Raw genomic sequence first — 16,301 nt, 5'->3', positions numbered from 1 at the left:
GCGCTGGGCGGCATGACCATCGTTAGTCTGGCAGGGCGAATGTGAGTTTAGCCAACCCGTGCCGGCATGGCTTGGAGCGTGGCGTTCAGTTCGTTGCCGAACGCCACGATGAACTTGCTTTGACGGTTATGTTCTTTTCGCAGCGTCTCCAGCACCCAGCGGGCGGGATAGGATCTGTCTCCGAAGGTGAACTCGCCGAACTGCAAGCCATGTTCCTTTACCTGATCTATCTCAAACTTCGTTTGATAGGAAACTTTGATCAAGGATCGATGCTTGGAATGGTTGTTGAGGTCATCGATGTAGACGAAACTTTCGTCCGCAACGAGTTGGCTGTAGACCTCTTTCAGTGGCTCAGGAAGGCGTCTGTTCACCTCCTTTCGGGTGATGTCTCGCAAGCGCTGGATACGAGTTTTTTCATCCAAGTCCATTCCTAATGCCCAGTAGGCGAAGTAGGCCAAGTGGTCGGGGAGAGAGTGAAGGTTCTGGACGCAAGCAAATGCATGGGCGTGGGAAAAGCGAAAGTGTTCCCAGGCCCCGGGCTCGTCGTCTTCGTCAAATACGCCCAAAAAAACCAACATGGCCTCATCGCTGGTTCGGCCTTCCATCGGCTTCTTGATGAAATAGTTGGCTTGCCTGTAGTGGTATTCGCTGAAGTAAATGCGCTCATTGAGTGCCTGTAGGCAAGAACGCACCTTCTCTAACTGATCGCGGCCAAAGATTCGTTCGACCTGTCCACGCGTTTCGTCGTTATTCCATCGCTTCCTAACCTGGTTCATCCATTCACCCTAACTAGCTGGTCACACCTCGTAGTTTATGCCGGACACAATGCATCCTGCTTGACCGACCAAGCCGGTTTCCGGATGGGCTTGCTTGCCCTTTGGCCGCCATGCCGCGCCCGCGAACTCTTCCTTGGCGAGCCAAAGTCGGCGGGAGAGTGCTGCGGCCTGGTTTCGCGCGCGAGCGTCAATGCTGTGGGCTAGGGCACCGCTGGTGGCACCACGACATCAAGGAGCGTGAAGTCCAGGCCCAATGGGACGGCGAAGGTTTGGGCAATGACTTTCTGACTCTTGCCCAGCGAGTCGCCAGGAGCTTTGACCTCCACGAAGCGGAGCTGCCGTTCCCTCCACATCGTGATGTCCGGCCAGCCGCGGCGGTATTCGTAGGGGTTAGAGGCGAAAATGGTGGCAATGCGGTGAAGCAAATCAGAGCCGGCAACTTCAAACAGTTCCAATAGCATCCAGCGCTCCAGGCCGGGAAACACATCGAGAACTGACGAGGTGTCGGACGAATGCCCCCACGCCGTTTGCTCTATGTGTGGACCCCGAGACGCCATTTGGTCAAAGTTAGCCGCCACTTGACCGGCGGTTGCGCGGGCCAGATTCGTGAGCAACTCGGCAACGGTGTAGGATCGTCCGTAGGATGGTTCTGCGGCCAGCGTATAGAGCGCCTCGACGTAGCGCGTGCGCTCGTCGTATCCAAGGTTCTGGAACGACATGGCTTTGATGAGGGTCAGCAAAAGGCCGCCTTCGCCGCTGAACCCTCGCCATCCTTGCTGGGCGAAGTGGGACAGGGCCGCCTTTTCGACCGAAAGCGGCTGGCTCATTTGTGGGCACATCCACTGTTTCGGGCCGGGGCCGCATTTCAGGCGGACCTTCTCGTATCCAAACCCCGCCTTTTCGGCATTTCGCTGTCGGACCGTGATCATGTCTCATCTTAGCTCAGGGGTGACGATTGGAAATGCCTATCCCGACCAGCGCTGAAGGTGTGAGCGCCGCCGGGCGACGGTTAGCAGGGGGATTGATCATGAGATTGAAAGAAGTTTTGGCTCGTCGCTGCACTATTCGCCGTATGCCCACCCGTTATCGCCAAATATGAGGAGGTGAATAAGGCATCCGTCCAAGTCGGCACCGCGACGCCGCGGGGCAACTCGACGAGTCTCGAATGCAAGGCAGGCAGCCTGGCGATCGCCCAGCGCTACGGGAGGGGCTCGATGGCCGTTTCGATGACCAGCTAACACGCCTGAATCCAGTCCACCCGACCGCTAGGGGTCTTCTTCTAAAGCTTTTTGACCAAGAGCGTCGAGGCCGGACGCACGCTGATCTGCCGCACGAGGCTGGTTTCGGTGGATGGAAGTTGGCCGAAGGGCGCGTCCTGCGTTGGCCCTGGCTCCGCCGATGGGCTATAACCCTTGCCTGCCCTCAACGGAGTATTTGCCTTGGCCTTGACCACTCTTCAGTCGATCAACGCAGAAATCAAGCACCTCGAAGCCCAAAAGCGGCTGGTTGAAAAGCGCGATGGTGAGGTGCCCAAGGCGATTGCGGTGCTTCAGAAGTATGCGAAGGTTCTCAGCCCCGCCCAGCGTCGCCAGGTTGCCAAGCTCATTGGCGAGGCCATTGACGTCAAGCCGGCGCGTTCCCCGAAACCTTCTGTGGGGCCGCTGAAGGGCCGAAAGCTCGGCAAAGTCGCCCCCAAGTATCGACTCCCGACGGGAGAGACCTGGGCAGGCCGAGGGCTGGCACCCAAGGCTTTCACGGCATGGGCCAAGTCGGCCGAAGGCAAGGCGTGGGCGCAGGCCAACCCTGGGGCCAAGTTCCCGCCCGCCGCTGGCAAGGTGAAGAAGGCCGCGGCTAAGGGAGCTGCGAAGGTGGGCAAGGTCGCCAAGAAGGCAAAGCCGATTCGGAAACCTGCCAAGAAGGCCAAGGCGAAGCCGGCAGCTTAATCCCTGCACAAAGACCCTGCGAATGCCCGTGCCAAGGCGTTGGCCGCTGCACACGTGTTGCTCGAAATGGCCGACGGGACGCTCTTGCAAGGGGAGGCTGGAACGCGACTGCGCACCGAGTTTGGGCTTCACTGGTCCGCCTTGACGTGCGTCCAATACTTGTCAGGGAAGGACGCGGTCGCTGCATTGACCGCCCTTCCGAGCGATGGGAGCGAGCAGGGGCGGACGAAATCGGATCTCCTCCAAGCCGTGGTCATGGCCCTGGCGGTTGTCCGCGAGGCGCGAGGGAGTGGTTGAGGGAAGGTGTCTGCCAGCAAGCTGTCCCTGCGCCTTCAAGAGGTGCGAGCCGGCTCAAACGAGGGTTCGTAGAGCTTGATGAGGTCATACAGGAGCATGCGCAATCCCTGGCGGCAGTCTGGACCACCATCTTCCCACTGCCAGCCGCTTCTGAACCAAGGCCCGGAACGCTTCAGGGGAGGGAGCTGGTCCCGTTCGCTTGTGCCTGCACTGGTTGCATCGGGCATGCGCGGCCACCACATTCCCGGATACGTCTCGGCCCCCATCCTGCTGGGCGACCAGGTGCTCCGCGGTGCATTGAAAGGCTCGAGCCTTGCTGGGCTTCAGCCCGAGCTCTGAAGGAGCTGCGAGCCACATCGGCAGGCCGCAGTAGTAGCAGCGGCCGAACTGGGCATGGAAGGCAGACGTGCGGAGGGATTTGCGGCGTTTGGTCGTCATGGATGGCTCCGGAATCGAAAAAAGATTCCCGCGCCCCCATTGGGTGGACCTCGGGCACCCGGAGCCTATTGGCTATGCGGGCACAACACCGACGCTTCTGCGACCGGCGATTGCTTTTTAGCTCACTCGTGCCCTCGGTGCAAGCGCTTGGGTTGGCCCCTGCAACTCTTGTTGCCCGATCCTCTTGCGGAAATAGATTTATCGAGTATTGGTGAAGCAAGCCCAATCCGGGCCACTTTCCCTTTCCCTAAATCCGAGGAGGATTTTTCATGCGCAAGACCCTTTCTTTTTCTCTGGCCTTGATGGCCGCGTTTTCTGCCGCTTCGGCCTCCGCCGCCGACGTCACCGAAGACTTGATGATTTCTGCGACCGTGAACAACGAGTGCAGCCTGCTCGTGACCCAGCTGGGCGGCGGTGAATACAACGGTTTGGCGTCCGGCACGCAGGGTTATTCCAACGGCGCGTTGCTGGTTCGCTGCAACCAAGGCACCGCCTTCAGCATCGTGCCCGGCGACGGGTTGAACTACGGCGCCGCGATTGCTCGTCCCAATCACCGCGCCGTGTCCGATGGGGCCGGAAACTTCGTCGCCTACGGCCTCTTCAAAGATCCCGGTGCCAGCCAAGTGTGGGGCAGTGGGGCCGATGCTTGGGAGGGCGTGGGAACCGGTGAGCAGCAGATGATCGGCATCGGTTATGCCTTCTACGATTTGAACAAGGTGCCCGGTGGAACCTTCTCCGACACCATCGCCGTAACCCTGACTTATTGATCCTCAACCGTTTCCCTTAAAGCCCCCGGAAATCCTCGGGGGTTTTCTTTTGGGGGTGGGTTGACAACTTTGAATGTTTTGGTTGGATCAAAGGAGGTGATCGGTTTGGAGGAGTGATGTTGAAGCGTTTGTTGGCCGTTTCGTTGTGCTCATTGTTCGCCGTGCCTGCGTGGGCGGGCAACGTGTCGCTATTTCCCACAAGCATCGTGGCCCCGGCTGGAGAAAAGGCAGGGGCGTTGACCTTGGAAAACCATGGGGAAACCCCCGAGCGCTTTCAGGTGACGGTGCTGGACTGGTCCCAAGATCCCAGCGGGCAGGACGTGACCGGCCCCGCCAAGGCGGTGATCGCGGCACCGTCCATTGTCGAAATCCCGCCTGGGTCCCGCCGGGCCGTGCGGTTGGTGCGCACCCAAGGCATCGGCACGCCGGGCTACTACCGCGTGCTGCTGCGCCAGTTGCCCCAGCCGTCCACGGCGGGCCAGGTGCAGTTGTTGATCCACCAGAACCTGCCGGTGGGGTTTGAAGACGCCAAGGCCGGTCCTCCGGTGCTCACGGCCCGCTTCACCGCCGACGGCCTTCTGCTGACCAACACCGGTTCGACCGCCGCGCGCCTGATCGCCGTCGGTCCTCAAGGCATGCCGGCATGGCGCGAAGGGGCGTTGGGATGGGTATTGCCGGGGCAGAGCAAGCACGTGGAGCTCAAGCCTGGTCTCAAGGCGTCCACGCTCTCAATCACGGTCAACGGGGCTCCCGTCGTCGTCCCCGTGAACTGAGGGCGACACGTGCGGCGGGGAAGCGTCCTGGGCCTCGCGCTGGCCCTGTCCATCGGCACCGCGCACGCGGCCATCCCAGACGGGGTGGAACCCGTGCTTGCAGCGCCCATCCTGGCCAACGGCCAGCCCGCCAAGGACCCCGTGGTGCTCTGGCAGCAGAACGGGGCTTGGGTGGCCGAATCCACGACTTGGCAGCAGCTCGGCGTGACCCTGCGCCCGGGCGAGGAGGGGCAGGACTTGACCGACCAAGCCTTGGGCGTGACCGTGGTTTATAACCCCGAGAACGCGACCGTCCAGCTCACCATTCCCGCCGATCGCAAGCCAGCCCAGCAGCTCAGCCAGCACGGCCCCCCGGTTTCTCAGGTGTCGCCCGCCATCGGGGGCGTGCTGGTCAACTACAACATCGCCACCCAGATTGCAGGCGGCCGACAAGCCACGTCGTTGGCACTGGACGCGCGCACCGGAGGGCGTTGGGGCGCGGTCTCCACCACCGGGCAGCTCAACCAATCCCCCAACGGGTTTGGCATGCGCCGCGGCATGACCGCTTGGCAGAAAGACGACCTGCCGCGCCAACGGACTTGGCAAGCCGGCGATGTCTACGCCACGCCCCGCATCGGCCCCGTGGCGCTGGGCGGCATTCGACTCGCGAAGGACCCGGCAGCACTGGATCCGCTCACGCCGACGTGGCCCGTCCCGACCTTGGGGGGCATCGCGTTGGATCCGGGGCAGGTCAAGGTCCTGTCCAACCAGGCCGAAATCACACGCCAAGACGTCAAGGCCGGCCCCTTCACCGTGGACGGTCGAAACGTGGCCCTGGGGGCCAGCCAAACGGATGTAGTGGTGCGTGACGCCTACGGCCGGGAAACCGCCGTTTCCACTGCACGGCTCTACGTGGCCCCAACCCTGCTGCGTCCCGGGCTCTCCGCGTGGGAAATCGCGGCGGGACAAGTCCGCGAAGACGAAAACCGCTACGGCACGGCCGGCGTCAGCGCGTCGTGGGCCAAGGGCGTCAACGACCGCTGGACCATCCGAGCCGGTGGTCAGGTGGACGAGAACGGCAAGGGCAACGTCACCGTGGGTTCCACCTGGGCCCCGGGCACTTGGGGCGTTTTCGATGGCGAGGTGGGCCGCTCAAGCCAAGGTGGAACGCGCTGGGCGGCCAGCTACGACTACCGCGGCCCCAAGCTGGGCGTTCGATTGGAACACGAAGAGAACGAAGGCTTCTGGCGCCTGCAGAGCACCTACGCCACACCCATTGCCTCGCGCACCCAAGCCTCCGTGTTCTACCGCCCGGATCGCCGCTTCACTGTGCGTGGCATCTACAGTGCCATCGACACGGGGCGCTCCAGCCTGGCCTTCGCTTCCTTGGGCGTGAGCGCGAACCTGGGCACTGCAGGCCAGGTGTCCGCCAACGTGCTCCGAGACCTCCAAGGCGACGATCTTCAAGTGTCCGCCAGCTACACCTACCGCTTCGGCAGCAAGGCCAGCGTGGGCGTTCGGGCCCGCCAGGCCCCAGGCCAGGATGCCCTGACCACCCGAGCGACCTACCGCACCGAGGGCGGCCTTCGCTTGGCGGCAGAGCACACCGAGGGCGATCAGGGCAGCACCCGGGCCACGGCGGATGCCATGACGCGTTACGGCGACGCCCGGATCATGGTGGACCACTACGACGGGCAAACCCAGGTGGCGGCCAACTTCTCCGGCGCCGTGTTCCTGGACCACCGCGGCGTGGCCTTCGGGCGACCCGCCTACGCCAGCTTCGCCGTGGTGGATGTGCCGGGCCAGGCGGGCTTGCCGGTGCGGGTCAACGGAGCGCCGGTCGGCCAGACCAACAAGCAAGGCCGCGTGTTGGTGACCGACGTTCCCTCCCTGCTACCCACCACCGTCAGCCTCAAGGACAAGGAGCTGCCGGTGGGCGTGGAGATCGGGGAGACCGAAAAGCAATCCGTGGCGCCCCGCCAAGGCGGTGTGCGGGTGACCTTCCCCGTGCTGACGCAGAACGCCCGGGCCTTCACCCTGACAGGGGCCCGCATCGCGCCGGGCACCCTGGCATCTACGCTGAACGAACAAGCCATGGTGGGCTACGACGGAGCGCTCTACTTGGAGCACCCCGAGCCGGGGATGGCCGTCGAGGTGTCCGGCGTGTGCAAAGCCGTGTTGCCGTCGCCACTGCCGGGCATTGGGGTTGTGGCGGAGGTGAGGTGCGACTAAGCGTCCGGATCCCCTTCGCGGGTGGGCGGACCAGACGATCCCCGTCCTTACCAGCAATCACTTGGAAAACCTTCGACCTCTAGTCTGCGCCATTGCCTAAACGCCGAGGCACGACTACATTCCGTGGAAGGGGGGACGGCCAGACCAGTTGAGAAGGAGCGCCCAATGCCCATCAGGGCCGTGGTGTATGTCAGCGAGGCATCCGACGCGTTGCGCGGCGATCTGCTTGGCCTCCGGAGCGGCAAGCTCCAGGAGCTGGTCGACGACGCAACTCGATTTAACCGGGACGCAGGTGTCAGTGGGGTGCTCTTGTTCGACGGGACGCGCTTCGTCCAATACTTGGAGGGCCCCCCGGACGGGTTGGACGTGGCGTTCTCTAGGGTGCTCGGAGCCTCGAGCCATCACGATCTGATCGAGCTGCAAAGAGGGACGATCACGGATCGCCGCTTGCCTTACTGGCCCATGCGCTGGTTGCCAGTGGAAGTCAAGGAGCTGAGCGAGGTCGCGGTGGGCGATTGGGCCGGCTTCAAGGTGCGGGGCGACGGAGAAGCATTGAACGCAACCGCGATCGACCGTTTGATGTTTCTGGTGAGCAGGCGCGCACTGGTGGGGAAGTGAGTTGTTGGCGACCGCCAGGCCGCGCAAGGACTCCGACCTCTACGTGCAGCCCAAGTCTTCGTGGATCGCCGTAACAAGCTGTCGGAAGCGGTAAGGCTTCGGGAGAAATCGAACCTTCTCGGGCAGCGGGGGCAGCTGCGAGCGTTGAAGGCCAGACGCGAGCATGACGCGGGCCTGGGGTTGAGCAACCGCGGCTTCCGCCGCGACCTCCAGCCCGTCGGCGCTGTCCGGCATGTTGAAGTCGGTCACTACCACCGCGAACTTGGCGCTGCCGCGCAGGAGGACGAGGGCCTCGTCCCCGTTGTTGGCGGGAGTGACTTGGAAGCCCTGAGAGGTCAGGGCCTCGACGACGACGCTGCGGAGATCGTCTTCGTCTTCAACAAACAACACGTGGATCGGCATCTCAATGCTCTGGTGCGGGGAAGCAAAGGCTGACGCGGGTTCCCTTCCCAAGCTCGCTCTGGAGCTCGGTGAACCCGCCGGACTGGGCCGTGAAGCCAAACACTTGGCTCAAGCCCAGCCCGCTGCCCCTTCCAATGGGTTTGGTAGTGAAAAACGGTTCAAATACCCTGGCCTGCTGGTCCGCCTCAATCCCTGCACCGTCGTCTCGGACGCTCAAGCAGATGTAAGGGCTTTCACTGGCGTTGGGCAACGTAGGATCGCGGGTTTGCCGCGCAGAGGCCGTGATGAGGATCGTTCCGCCCTTCGGCATGGCATCGCGGCTGTTGCACACCAGGTTAAGGATTGCGGCCTCCAGCTGTGCTTTGTCCAGCGACAAGGTCGGAAGGCCTCGAGAAACCTCGACCGTCAATGCGATCGCGTCGCCGGCAGAGCGGCGCAGCAGCGCTTCGCATTCGGCCATCAAGGCGGCCAAATCGACGGCCTCTGGCACCAGGGTTTGGCCCTTGCCAAAGGTCAGCAACTGCCGAGTCAGAAGGGCCCCGCGCTCAGCGGCTCGCTGCGCCGTGTCAATGAGCTTGGCCACGCCCCCGTCTTTGACCCGCAGGCTGATGAGGTCCAGGCAGTTGGCCACGATCGTCAACAGGTTGTTGAAATCATGGGCCAAGCCCAGCGTGAACTTACCGATGGCCTCCATCTTCTGCGCCTGCAGGAGATCGCGCTGGGCTTGGAGCAGCTGCTCCTGCGCTTCGTGGCGCTCGGTGATGTCGCGGGTGATTTTGGCAAACCCCACCAGTTCCCCGTCTTCCCAGATGGGGTCTATCACCACACTGGCGCGAAAGCGCGTTCCGTCTTGGCGCAACCGCCAGCCTTCGGCGACATAGCGCCCCTCCAAGGCCGCGGTCCGCAGGTTTCGCTCTGGTAGGCCGGCTTGGGCCTCCTCGGGCAGGTAGAAGCGGGAAAAGTTGGTGCCGACCACGTCGGCAGCCTGGTAGCCCTTGATTCGTTGCCCACCCGGGTTCCAGGTCTGGATCACCCCGCTGGGGTCGAGCATGTAAAGGGCGTAGTCGGTGACGGAGTTCACCAGCAGGGCAAACTGCCGGCTCTCGTCCCTCAAATCGATTTTCGCTTTCGCAGGTTGGTTCATAGGTCATCCTCTCGGCAGGGCCACCGAAGGGCGACAGAGTGCGCAGTGTAGAAGAGCGACGGCCGTCATCCTTTTACGCCCTCTTCACAAATCGGGCGAGCCCTCGGGCCACACTGTTCAATCGTGGCACATCCACTCAGAGCGCTTGTAGGGAGAAAGTCATGGGATTGGACGGCAAAGCAGTAAGGGTTCTTCTTGTAGAGGACGAACCCACCCTCATGATGGTCTTGGAGCAGGCCATTGCCCAAGTCGGCTACGACGTCTCCAAGACGGCGGAAGACTTGCCCACAGCCTTGGCGTGCGCCAAGGAAGCCGCCTTCGATGTTGCGGTGCTGGACGTCAACTTAAACGGGGTCGAGTCTTACCCCGTGGCCGATCGCTTGGTCGAGTTGGGGGTGCCGTTCCTGTTTACGACCGGCCTTGGGGCCAGCCGGCTGCCCGAACGCTTCAAAGGCACGCCCTTCCTTGAAAAGCCGTTCCGCCTGAAAGAGATCGCCGCCGCCCTCCAGTCCCTTTGCCACGAACTGGAGGTTCACTGAGTTTCCGGGCCTTGGGCGCCGGTCGGGACCTTCGGGTCCCTTTTTTTATTTCAGCGGGGCCTCGACCTGCTGGTAGGTTCCCACAGTCTTGCTCATGCCCAGAATGTGGCCCTTCGCGGCCTTTAGCACTTCGTCCCGCGTCGCGCCGGCCTTCAGATCAAGCACGGTGTCCAAGGCCAACAGCTGGAAGTGGTAATGGTGCGGTGGATCGCCCACAGGCGGTTTGGGGCCGAAATAGCCCACCGATCCTCGGCTGTTCGCCCCCTGCAGCATTCCCTCCGGTTTCAGAAGCCGCGGATCGACCGGCAGGCCCTCGGGCAGCGATTGCTCGGTGGCTGGGATGTTGTAAGCGACCCAGTGAACGAAGGGTTTGACGTTGGCTGCATCCGGATCCTCCATGATCAGCGCATAGGACTTGGCACCAGGCATCGGGCTCCAAGAAAGAGCGGGCGATGCATCGTCGTGATACGCGCTGAAGCGGGGAGGCAATGCTTGGCCCGAGGAAAACGCCGGGGAGCGGAACTCGAACGTGGCGGCTTTGCCGATCCGATCCTTGGCCAACGGCACGCCCGAGCCTTGATTGACTTGGGCCATCAAGGGCCCGCTAGGCACTGCGGTCGCGGGGGAGGCGGACGCTTGGCCTGGGCCGTAAGTCACTCTGTAGATGACGCCGTTGGCATCGTCGCCGACCAAAAGTGCACCGCCCTTCGTCATCGCCAGACCGACGGGCCTTGCGATATGCGCCTGGCCGTTGTCGACCAGGAAGCCGGTCAAGAAGGGCTCAAACCCGACCGGCTTGCCGGCGTTGAAACGAACCCGCACCACCTCGTAGCCCGACGCAGGCTTGCGGTTCCAGGAACCGCGCATCGTCACGAAGGCGTCCCCCCGGTAAGCTGCCGGAAACTGCTGGCCGGTGTAGAACAGCATCTGCATGGGGGCCGCGTGGGCTGTGTAGCCGAGCACCATGGGCTCGCTTGTCGCCGCCCATTGCTGTTTGCTGATCTGCCCTGGCGGTGTGCTCTGGGGATTCACCCCGTCCTTGCCCCAGATGTGGGGCCAACCATACTTCTTTCCTTTCTGAATGCGGTTGAGCTCCTCGGGCTGCTCATCGTTGCCCAAGTAGTCGATGCCGTGATCCATCCCCCACAGCTCCCCCGTTTTGGAGTCCCAAGCAAAGCCGATGGTGTTCCGCAGGCCGCTGGCAAAGATGGACCGGCTCTTGCCATCCGGCGAGGACCTCAGCAGCGCCGCATGCTCGGGATTGGTCTCGTTGCACGCGTTACAGGACGAGCCCACGCTGATGTAGAGCATCCCATCGGGGCCAAAGGCCAGCGTGCGGTTGGGGTGCTGACCGCCATCGGGCAGGTCGTTGATGATCCGTCCCTCGGGACCCAACGTGCCGTCCGGGTGTATGGGGGCGCGATACACGTCGTTGGCCGTGGCGACATACAGCTGCCCGTTGGCGATGGCCAGCCCGTGCGCTCCTGGACGTGAGAAGACCACCTTCGGTTCGGCGTCCAAGGCTCCGTCTTCATTGGCATCCTCCAGCAACAGCACGTCGCCTTGATCTCGACGTGAGACATAAATCCGCCCGTCTGGTGCCACGGCGATGATCCGGGGATTCTGAAGGCCTTGCGCAAGGGGACGCACTTGGAAGCCGCTGGGCACCTTCAGGGCCTGAACGCGCTCGGGCGTCGCATCTACCTTGGCGGGTTTGAACGTATGGACGTTGGCTTGGACGTCGGTTCCGTCCCCCTGCTGAGCCAAGGCGAGGGAGGGGGCCAAGAAGACGAGCAAAAGCGCGGAACGGGTCATGAGGATGGCCTGGCGCTGAGGAGCGTTCAGCATCGGGCGGGAGCGGTCAATGGGCTGCGAATGCGTTGCATGCGCGCCGTTCACCACGAAGGCCATCGATCGCCAGGCCCACACATCGCCGGTCTCGGACGCTCCGGCGTTCGCCAAGCCTTCACTCGGGGATCGCTTGATCCGCATCCCAGCCTCGATACGGTAAGGCTTCGCCCGACACGAGAGGAGGACATCCATGGCAGAGCTCAAAGAGAACCTGTTGGACTGGCTGCGCGACGCACACGCGATGGAACAGCAAGCCGAAACCATGCTGAAGGGGCAGGCTTCGCGGATCGAGCACTACCCAGTGCTGAAGGCGCGCATTGAAGAGCACATTCAGGAAACCATTGGCCAGCGCGAACGGCTGGAAGGGTGCATCAAGCGCTTGGGCGGCTCGCCGTCGACCCTCAAGGACGTGATGGGCAAGATGGCAGCCTTCGGTCAGGCCGTCGGCGGCATGACGGCCTCCGACGAGATCGTCAAAGGCGCGATGGCCGGTTACGTCTTCGAGCATTTCGAGATCGCCTCCTACACGGCCCTGATCGCCGCAGCGAAGACGGTGGGCGATACAGAAACGGCCCGGATCTGCGAAGAAATCCTCGTGCAGGAAGAGGCGATGGCCGACTGGCTGGCGGCCCACCTGCCCGAGGTGACCGAGGAGTTCATGGTGCGCGATGCCACCCCGGGCGTCGAAGCCAAAAAGTAACCGCTGCGCCGCGCCGGCCGGGTTCACGCCCGGCCGACGCGGGCGGGCCTACAACGAAAGGCCCTAGGATTGGAGGCGGCTGGCATGCCCAGGCCCATCTGGAGTGGTTCGTTGTCCTTCGGGCTGCTCAACGTTCCTGTGTCCCTCATGTCCGGCGAGCGTCGCATGGATCTGAGCTTTCGCATGTTGGACGCACGAAACAAAAAGCCCATTCGCTACGAGCGGGTCAACGCCGAAACCGGCGAAGAAGTGCCTTGGAAGGACATCGTCAAAGCCTTCGAATACGACAAGGGCAGCTACGTCGTCATAGAGAAAGAAGACATCGCCGCGGCCGCCCCCGAGACGCACGAATCCATCGACGTGGAGGCGTTTGTCGACGCCGAGAGCATCGGGCTGAGGTTCTTCGAAAAACCCTACATTTTGGTGCCCGGCAAGAAGGCCGAAAAAGGCTATGTCCTGCTCCGAGAGACCCTGAAGGAAACCGGCAAGGTGGGCATCGCCAGGGTGGTCATCCGCACGCGCGAATACATTTGCGCGGTGATGCCCGAAGGCGATGCGTTGATCATGATCCTGCTTCGCTACCCGCAGGAGTTGGTGGCTCCGGACGAATACAAACTGCCGCAGGGGGGGGCGTCGGACTACCGGGTTGCGCCCAAAGAGCTCGAAATGGCCAAGCAGCTGATTGAGAGCATGACCTCTGAGTGGGAGCCGGACAGCTACCAGGACGAGTTCCGCGAGCGCCTGTCCGACATCATCAAGAAGCGGGTGAAGCAGGCCGGAGCCACGACCACCTTCGAGGAACCGGAACATCGCGAGGACTCGGCGACCAACGTGGTGGACTTCATGGCGCTGCTCCAGAAGAGCTTGGAAACCAACAAGCGCACCCCGGCGAAAGCAACGCCGGTGAAGACCGCCTCCAAGTCCTCCACCAAAGACAGCAAGCCTGCCAAGAAGGCCGCCATAAAGAAGGCCCCAGCAAAGAAAGCCGCAAAGAAAGCCCCCGCCAAGAAGGCGCTAAAGAGCGCCTGATCACCCAAGGAGAATCCCATGAGCGACGACAAGAAGAACACCGGCAGCCCGGACCGCGACCGCATCAACGTCAACGAAGACTACGAGCTGCAGTATTGGACCAAGGCGCTGGGCGTGTCGGTCGATCAGGTCCGGGCCGCTGTCAAAGCCGTTGGCCCCACCGCTGCGGCCGTTCGCAAGCACTTGGGCAAGTAACGTGGCGCCGTCATGTCCTTGGTCGAATACCGTCGCAAGCGCCGCTTTGACCAGACCAACGAGCCCGAGCCTGGCAAAGCGCTGCCGCAAGGGCAGCGCGCCATTTTCGTGGTCCAACTTCACCACGCCAGCCGCCGGCACTACGACTTCCGGCTGCAAATCGGCGACGCCCTGAAGAGTTGGGCCGTCCCCAAGGGCCCTAGCTACGACCCCAAGGTCAAACGGATGGCGGTCGAAGTGGAAGACCATCCCGTCGACTACGCTAGCTTCGAAGGCGAGATCCCCAAGGGGCAATACGGCGGTGGGCACGTGGCCCAGTTTGATCACGGCGTTTGGGCCACCCAAGGAGACCCAGAGGCACAACTTGCCAAGGGTCACCTGCGATTCGAGCTGTTCGGCACCAAGCTCAAAGGCGGGTGGCACTTGGTCCGGTCCGGCAAACCGGCCCGTCAGCCGCAGTGGCTGTTGTTCAAGGACGACGATGCGTATGCGAGCGATCTGGAAGCGGACGATCTGCTCGCCGATGTGTCGGCGGCCCCAACGGCAGACATCAGGAGGGCCGGCGGCGGTAAAGCCGACAAGAAGAAGCTCAAAGCCCTCCCTGCAAAGCGTGCGCGACGGAAGAACTGGGCCAAGAAGGCCTTGGCCCTGCCCAAAGCGAAAGAGGCGGCTCCGCCTTCCGGCCCCTTCGAGCCCCAGTTGGCCAAGCTGGGGGAGGCCCCGCCGCAGGGCGACCAATGGGTCCATGAGATCAAGTGGGACGGGTATCGGATCCTCGCAACGGTCGCCGATGGGGCCGTCCGGCTCTGGTCCCGCAACGCGTTGGAGTGGACCGACAAGATCCCCGAGATACGCGACGCCGTGGCGGCGTTGGGCCTTACCTCTGCGGCGTTGGATGGCGAACTCATCGCCGGATCGGGCACCAAGGAGGACTTCAACCTGCTCCAGGCGACATTGTCCGGGGAGCGGCAAGGCGCGCTGGCCTACGCGCTCTTCGACCTGCTGCACCTCGATGGCGTGGACGTGGCCGCAGCACCTCTGTTGGAGCGCAAGGCGCTCCTGCAGGAGCTGCTGGAGGGCCAAGCCGGCCATTTGGCCTTCAGCTCTCACGTCCAAGGCGACGGCAACGAGGCCTACCGCCTAGCTGGCGAACAGCACTTCGAAGGCATCATTTCCAAGCGCGCCGATCGCGGCTACCACACCGGCCGCAGCGACGACTGGCGCAAGACGAAGCAGCTGGCCAGCGATGAGTTCGCCGTGGTGGGCTATACGGCCCCCAAAAGAAGCCGCAGCGGCTTTGGCTCGCTCCTTCTGGCCAAACCTGATCCCGAACACGGTTGGCTCTACGTGGGCCGGGTGGGCACCGGGTTCTCCGACGCCTTGGTCAAGGACGTGAGCAAGAGGATCCAAGGGGGAGGCAAGAAGCCGACGGCCTACGTGCCCACGGAGGACACCGATCTCCGGGCCGCTACTTGGTTCGAGCCGCGCTTTGTGGTGGAGGTGTTCTATCGCGGAATCGGCGGACAGCAACTGCTGCGCCAGGCTTCCTTGAAAGCCGTGAGGGCCGACAAGGACGTGGCCGATCTGACCGACTCAGACCGCGCCCCGGTAAAGGGCGGCCGCGGGAAGCGGGCATCGGCGGTGTCTTCTGCCCGCAAGACCGCCCCAACGCCTCAAGCCGATCGCATGCCGCCCAAGCTGTCCTCCCCGAGCAAGGTCCTTTTCCCTGGCGACGGCTATACGAAGCAAGACGTTTGGGATTACTACTCGGCAGTGATGGATCACCTGCTGCCCGAGGTGATCAACCGGCCCTTGTCGATCATTCGCTGTCCCGCCGGCACTGGCAAGCCTTGCTTCTTCCAAAAGCACCACACCGCCGGGCTGGAGCTGGTGGACTCGGTCAAGCTGAAGGAGGACAGCGGCATCAACGCCCACTACCTCGTAGTGCGCGACGCGGCCAGCTTGCTGGAGCTGGTCCAGTTCAATGCCCTGGAGTTCCATCCGTGGGGAAGCCACGCGGAGGAGCCTGACCGTGCCGACCGGGTGGTATTCGATCTAGACCCCGGCCCAGATGTGCCTTTCGCGGAGGTAAAAAAGGCTGCCACTGATATCCGGAAGCTTCTGGCCCAACTAGAGCTGGAGTCCTTCCTGCGGGTATCCGGAGGCAAGGGCCTTCATGTCGTGGTGCCCTTGAATCCCGGGTGCGACTGGGACCTGACCAAGCGCTTCGCCAAAGGCTTCGCCGACGCGTTGGCGCAGTCCGAACCGCAGCGCTTCCTGGCCACCGCCACCAAAGCCCTTCGAAACAAGCGGATCTTTGTCGACTACCTGCGTAACGGTCGAGGTGCCACCGCAGTGGCGTCGTATTCCCTGCGGGGTAGACCGGGCGCGCCTGTCGCGATGCCTCTGGCGTGGAGCGAGCTGCCAAACCTCAAACGGGCTGACGCGTTCACGATCAAGGACGTGCCGGGCAAGCTGAAACGTCGCCGCAAGGATCCCTGGGACGGCATCGATGCGTTGAAGCAGAACTTGTCGAAATGGGCCCGAAACGACTAACCGCTATCCCCGCGGTCGTGTCCGAGCCTAGACGGGCAGACGCGAGCGTCGTTGGCAGCTGC

Annotated in this window: 16 protein-coding genes; 10 read left to right on the top strand and 6 right to left on the bottom strand. The window is 63.0% G+C overall.

Going from position 1 to position 16,301, the window contains the following annotated elements; genetic code table 11:
• Positions 1-47: 47 nt before the first annotated feature.
• Positions 48-776 (bottom strand): hypothetical protein, encoded by a 729-nt coding sequence (locus tag AC5P60_RS02725; RefSeq protein ID WP_024957525.1) that lies wholly within the window; start codon positions 774-776, stop codon positions 48-50.
• A 200-nt stretch (positions 777-976) separates the two neighbouring features.
• Complete coding sequence (locus tag AC5P60_RS02720; RefSeq protein WP_024957526.1) at positions 977-1,705, bottom strand: VRR-NUC domain-containing protein; 729 nt, start codon at positions 1,703-1,705, stop codon at positions 977-979.
• A gap of 510 nt (positions 1,706-2,215) precedes the next feature.
• Here AC5P60_RS02720 and AC5P60_RS02715 point away from each other — a divergent pair.
• Entirely contained in the window at positions 2,216-2,719 is a 504-nt protein-coding gene (locus AC5P60_RS02715; protein ID WP_024957527.1) for an H-NS family nucleoid-associated regulatory protein, read from the top strand.
• 381 nt (positions 2,720-3,100) lie between these two features.
• Here AC5P60_RS02715 and AC5P60_RS02710 read toward each other — a convergent pair whose 3' ends face one another.
• A complete protein-coding gene (locus AC5P60_RS02710; RefSeq protein WP_322888679.1) occupies positions 3,101-3,373 on the bottom strand; it encodes an HNH endonuclease in 273 nt (90 codons plus the stop codon).
• A gap of 350 nt (positions 3,374-3,723) precedes the next feature.
• Between AC5P60_RS02710 and AC5P60_RS02705 the strand changes: the two genes are divergently transcribed.
• The 4 genes from AC5P60_RS02705 to AC5P60_RS02690 all read left to right on the top strand — a co-directional run bounded on the left by AC5P60_RS02705 (position 3,724) and on the right by AC5P60_RS02690 (position 7,823).
• Positions 3,724-4,221 carry a Csu type fimbrial protein gene (locus tag AC5P60_RS02705; protein ID WP_077684466.1) on the top strand — a complete coding sequence of 166 codons (498 nt, stop codon included), beginning with the start codon at positions 3,724-3,726 and terminating at the stop codon, positions 4,219-4,221.
• 116 nt (positions 4,222-4,337) lie between these two features.
• Entirely contained in the window at positions 4,338-4,994 is a 657-nt protein-coding gene (locus AC5P60_RS02700; protein WP_024957530.1) for a fimbrial biogenesis chaperone, read from the top strand.
• 93 nt (positions 4,995-5,087) lie between these two features.
• Positions 5,088-7,205 (top strand): fimbria/pilus outer membrane usher protein, encoded by a 2,118-nt coding sequence (locus AC5P60_RS02695; RefSeq protein ID WP_224119370.1) that lies wholly within the window; start codon positions 5,088-5,090, stop codon positions 7,203-7,205.
• 165 nt (positions 7,206-7,370) lie between these two features.
• On the top strand, positions 7,371-7,823 hold the full coding sequence (locus AC5P60_RS02690) for a BLUF domain-containing protein (RefSeq protein WP_224119371.1): 453 nt from the start codon (positions 7,371-7,373) through the stop codon (positions 7,821-7,823).
• Between the two features lie 39 nt (positions 7,824-7,862).
• On the opposite strand, the gene AC5P60_RS02685 is transcribed toward AC5P60_RS02690, so the two are convergent.
• Both AC5P60_RS02685 and AC5P60_RS02680 read right to left on the bottom strand, forming a co-directional pair.
• Positions 7,863-8,225 carry a response regulator gene (locus tag AC5P60_RS02685; protein ID WP_224119372.1) on the bottom strand — a complete coding sequence of 121 codons (363 nt, stop codon included), beginning with the start codon at positions 8,223-8,225 and terminating at the stop codon, positions 7,863-7,865.
• 1 nt (position 8,226) lies between these two features.
• A complete protein-coding gene (locus tag AC5P60_RS02680; RefSeq protein ID WP_224119373.1) occupies positions 8,227-9,369 on the bottom strand; it encodes a two-component system sensor histidine kinase NtrB in 1,143 nt (380 codons plus the stop codon).
• A gap of 161 nt (positions 9,370-9,530) precedes the next feature.
• On the opposite strand from AC5P60_RS02680, the gene AC5P60_RS02675 reads away from it, so the two are divergent.
• On the top strand, positions 9,531-9,908 hold the full coding sequence (locus tag AC5P60_RS02675; protein WP_033833396.1) for a response regulator: 378 nt from the start codon (positions 9,531-9,533) through the stop codon (positions 9,906-9,908).
• Positions 9,909-9,953: 45 nt separating this feature from the next.
• Here AC5P60_RS02675 and AC5P60_RS02670 read toward each other — a convergent pair whose 3' ends face one another.
• The gene (locus tag AC5P60_RS02670) at positions 9,954-11,951 is read right to left on the bottom strand and encodes a YbhB/YbcL family Raf kinase inhibitor-like protein (protein ID WP_224119374.1); all 1,998 of its coding nucleotides are present in this window, start codon (positions 11,949-11,951) and stop codon (positions 9,954-9,956) included.
• Between AC5P60_RS02670 and AC5P60_RS02665 the strand changes: the two genes are divergently transcribed.
• The 4 genes from AC5P60_RS02665 to ligD all read left to right on the top strand — a co-directional run bounded on the left by AC5P60_RS02665 (position 11,950) and on the right by ligD (position 16,239).
• Positions 11,950-12,459 (top strand): ferritin-like domain-containing protein, encoded by a 510-nt coding sequence (locus tag AC5P60_RS02665; protein ID WP_111007977.1) that lies wholly within the window; start codon positions 11,950-11,952, stop codon positions 12,457-12,459. The two genes, AC5P60_RS02670 and AC5P60_RS02665, sit on opposite strands and share 2 nt — an antisense overlap.
• Positions 12,460-12,543: 84 nt before the next feature.
• Entirely contained in the window at positions 12,544-13,488 is a 945-nt protein-coding gene (gene ku / locus AC5P60_RS02660) for a non-homologous end joining protein Ku (RefSeq protein WP_024957538.1), read from the top strand.
• 18 nt (positions 13,489-13,506) lie between these two features.
• Positions 13,507-13,683, top strand: coding sequence for a DUF3606 domain-containing protein (locus tag AC5P60_RS02655; protein ID WP_064485349.1), 177 nt, complete (start codon positions 13,507-13,509; stop codon positions 13,681-13,683).
• A 12-nt stretch (positions 13,684-13,695) separates the two neighbouring features.
• Entirely contained in the window at positions 13,696-16,239 is a 2,544-nt protein-coding gene (gene ligD / locus AC5P60_RS02650) for a DNA ligase D (RefSeq protein ID WP_224119375.1), read from the top strand.
• The last annotated feature ends 62 nt before the right edge of the window (positions 16,240-16,301 follow it).

This window comes from Stenotrophomonas sp. YJH_SMC_120, from assembly GCF_059368675.1.
The sequence above is the reverse complement of the archived record's forward strand: the minus strand, read 5'-3'. Positions and strand labels throughout refer to the sequence as shown.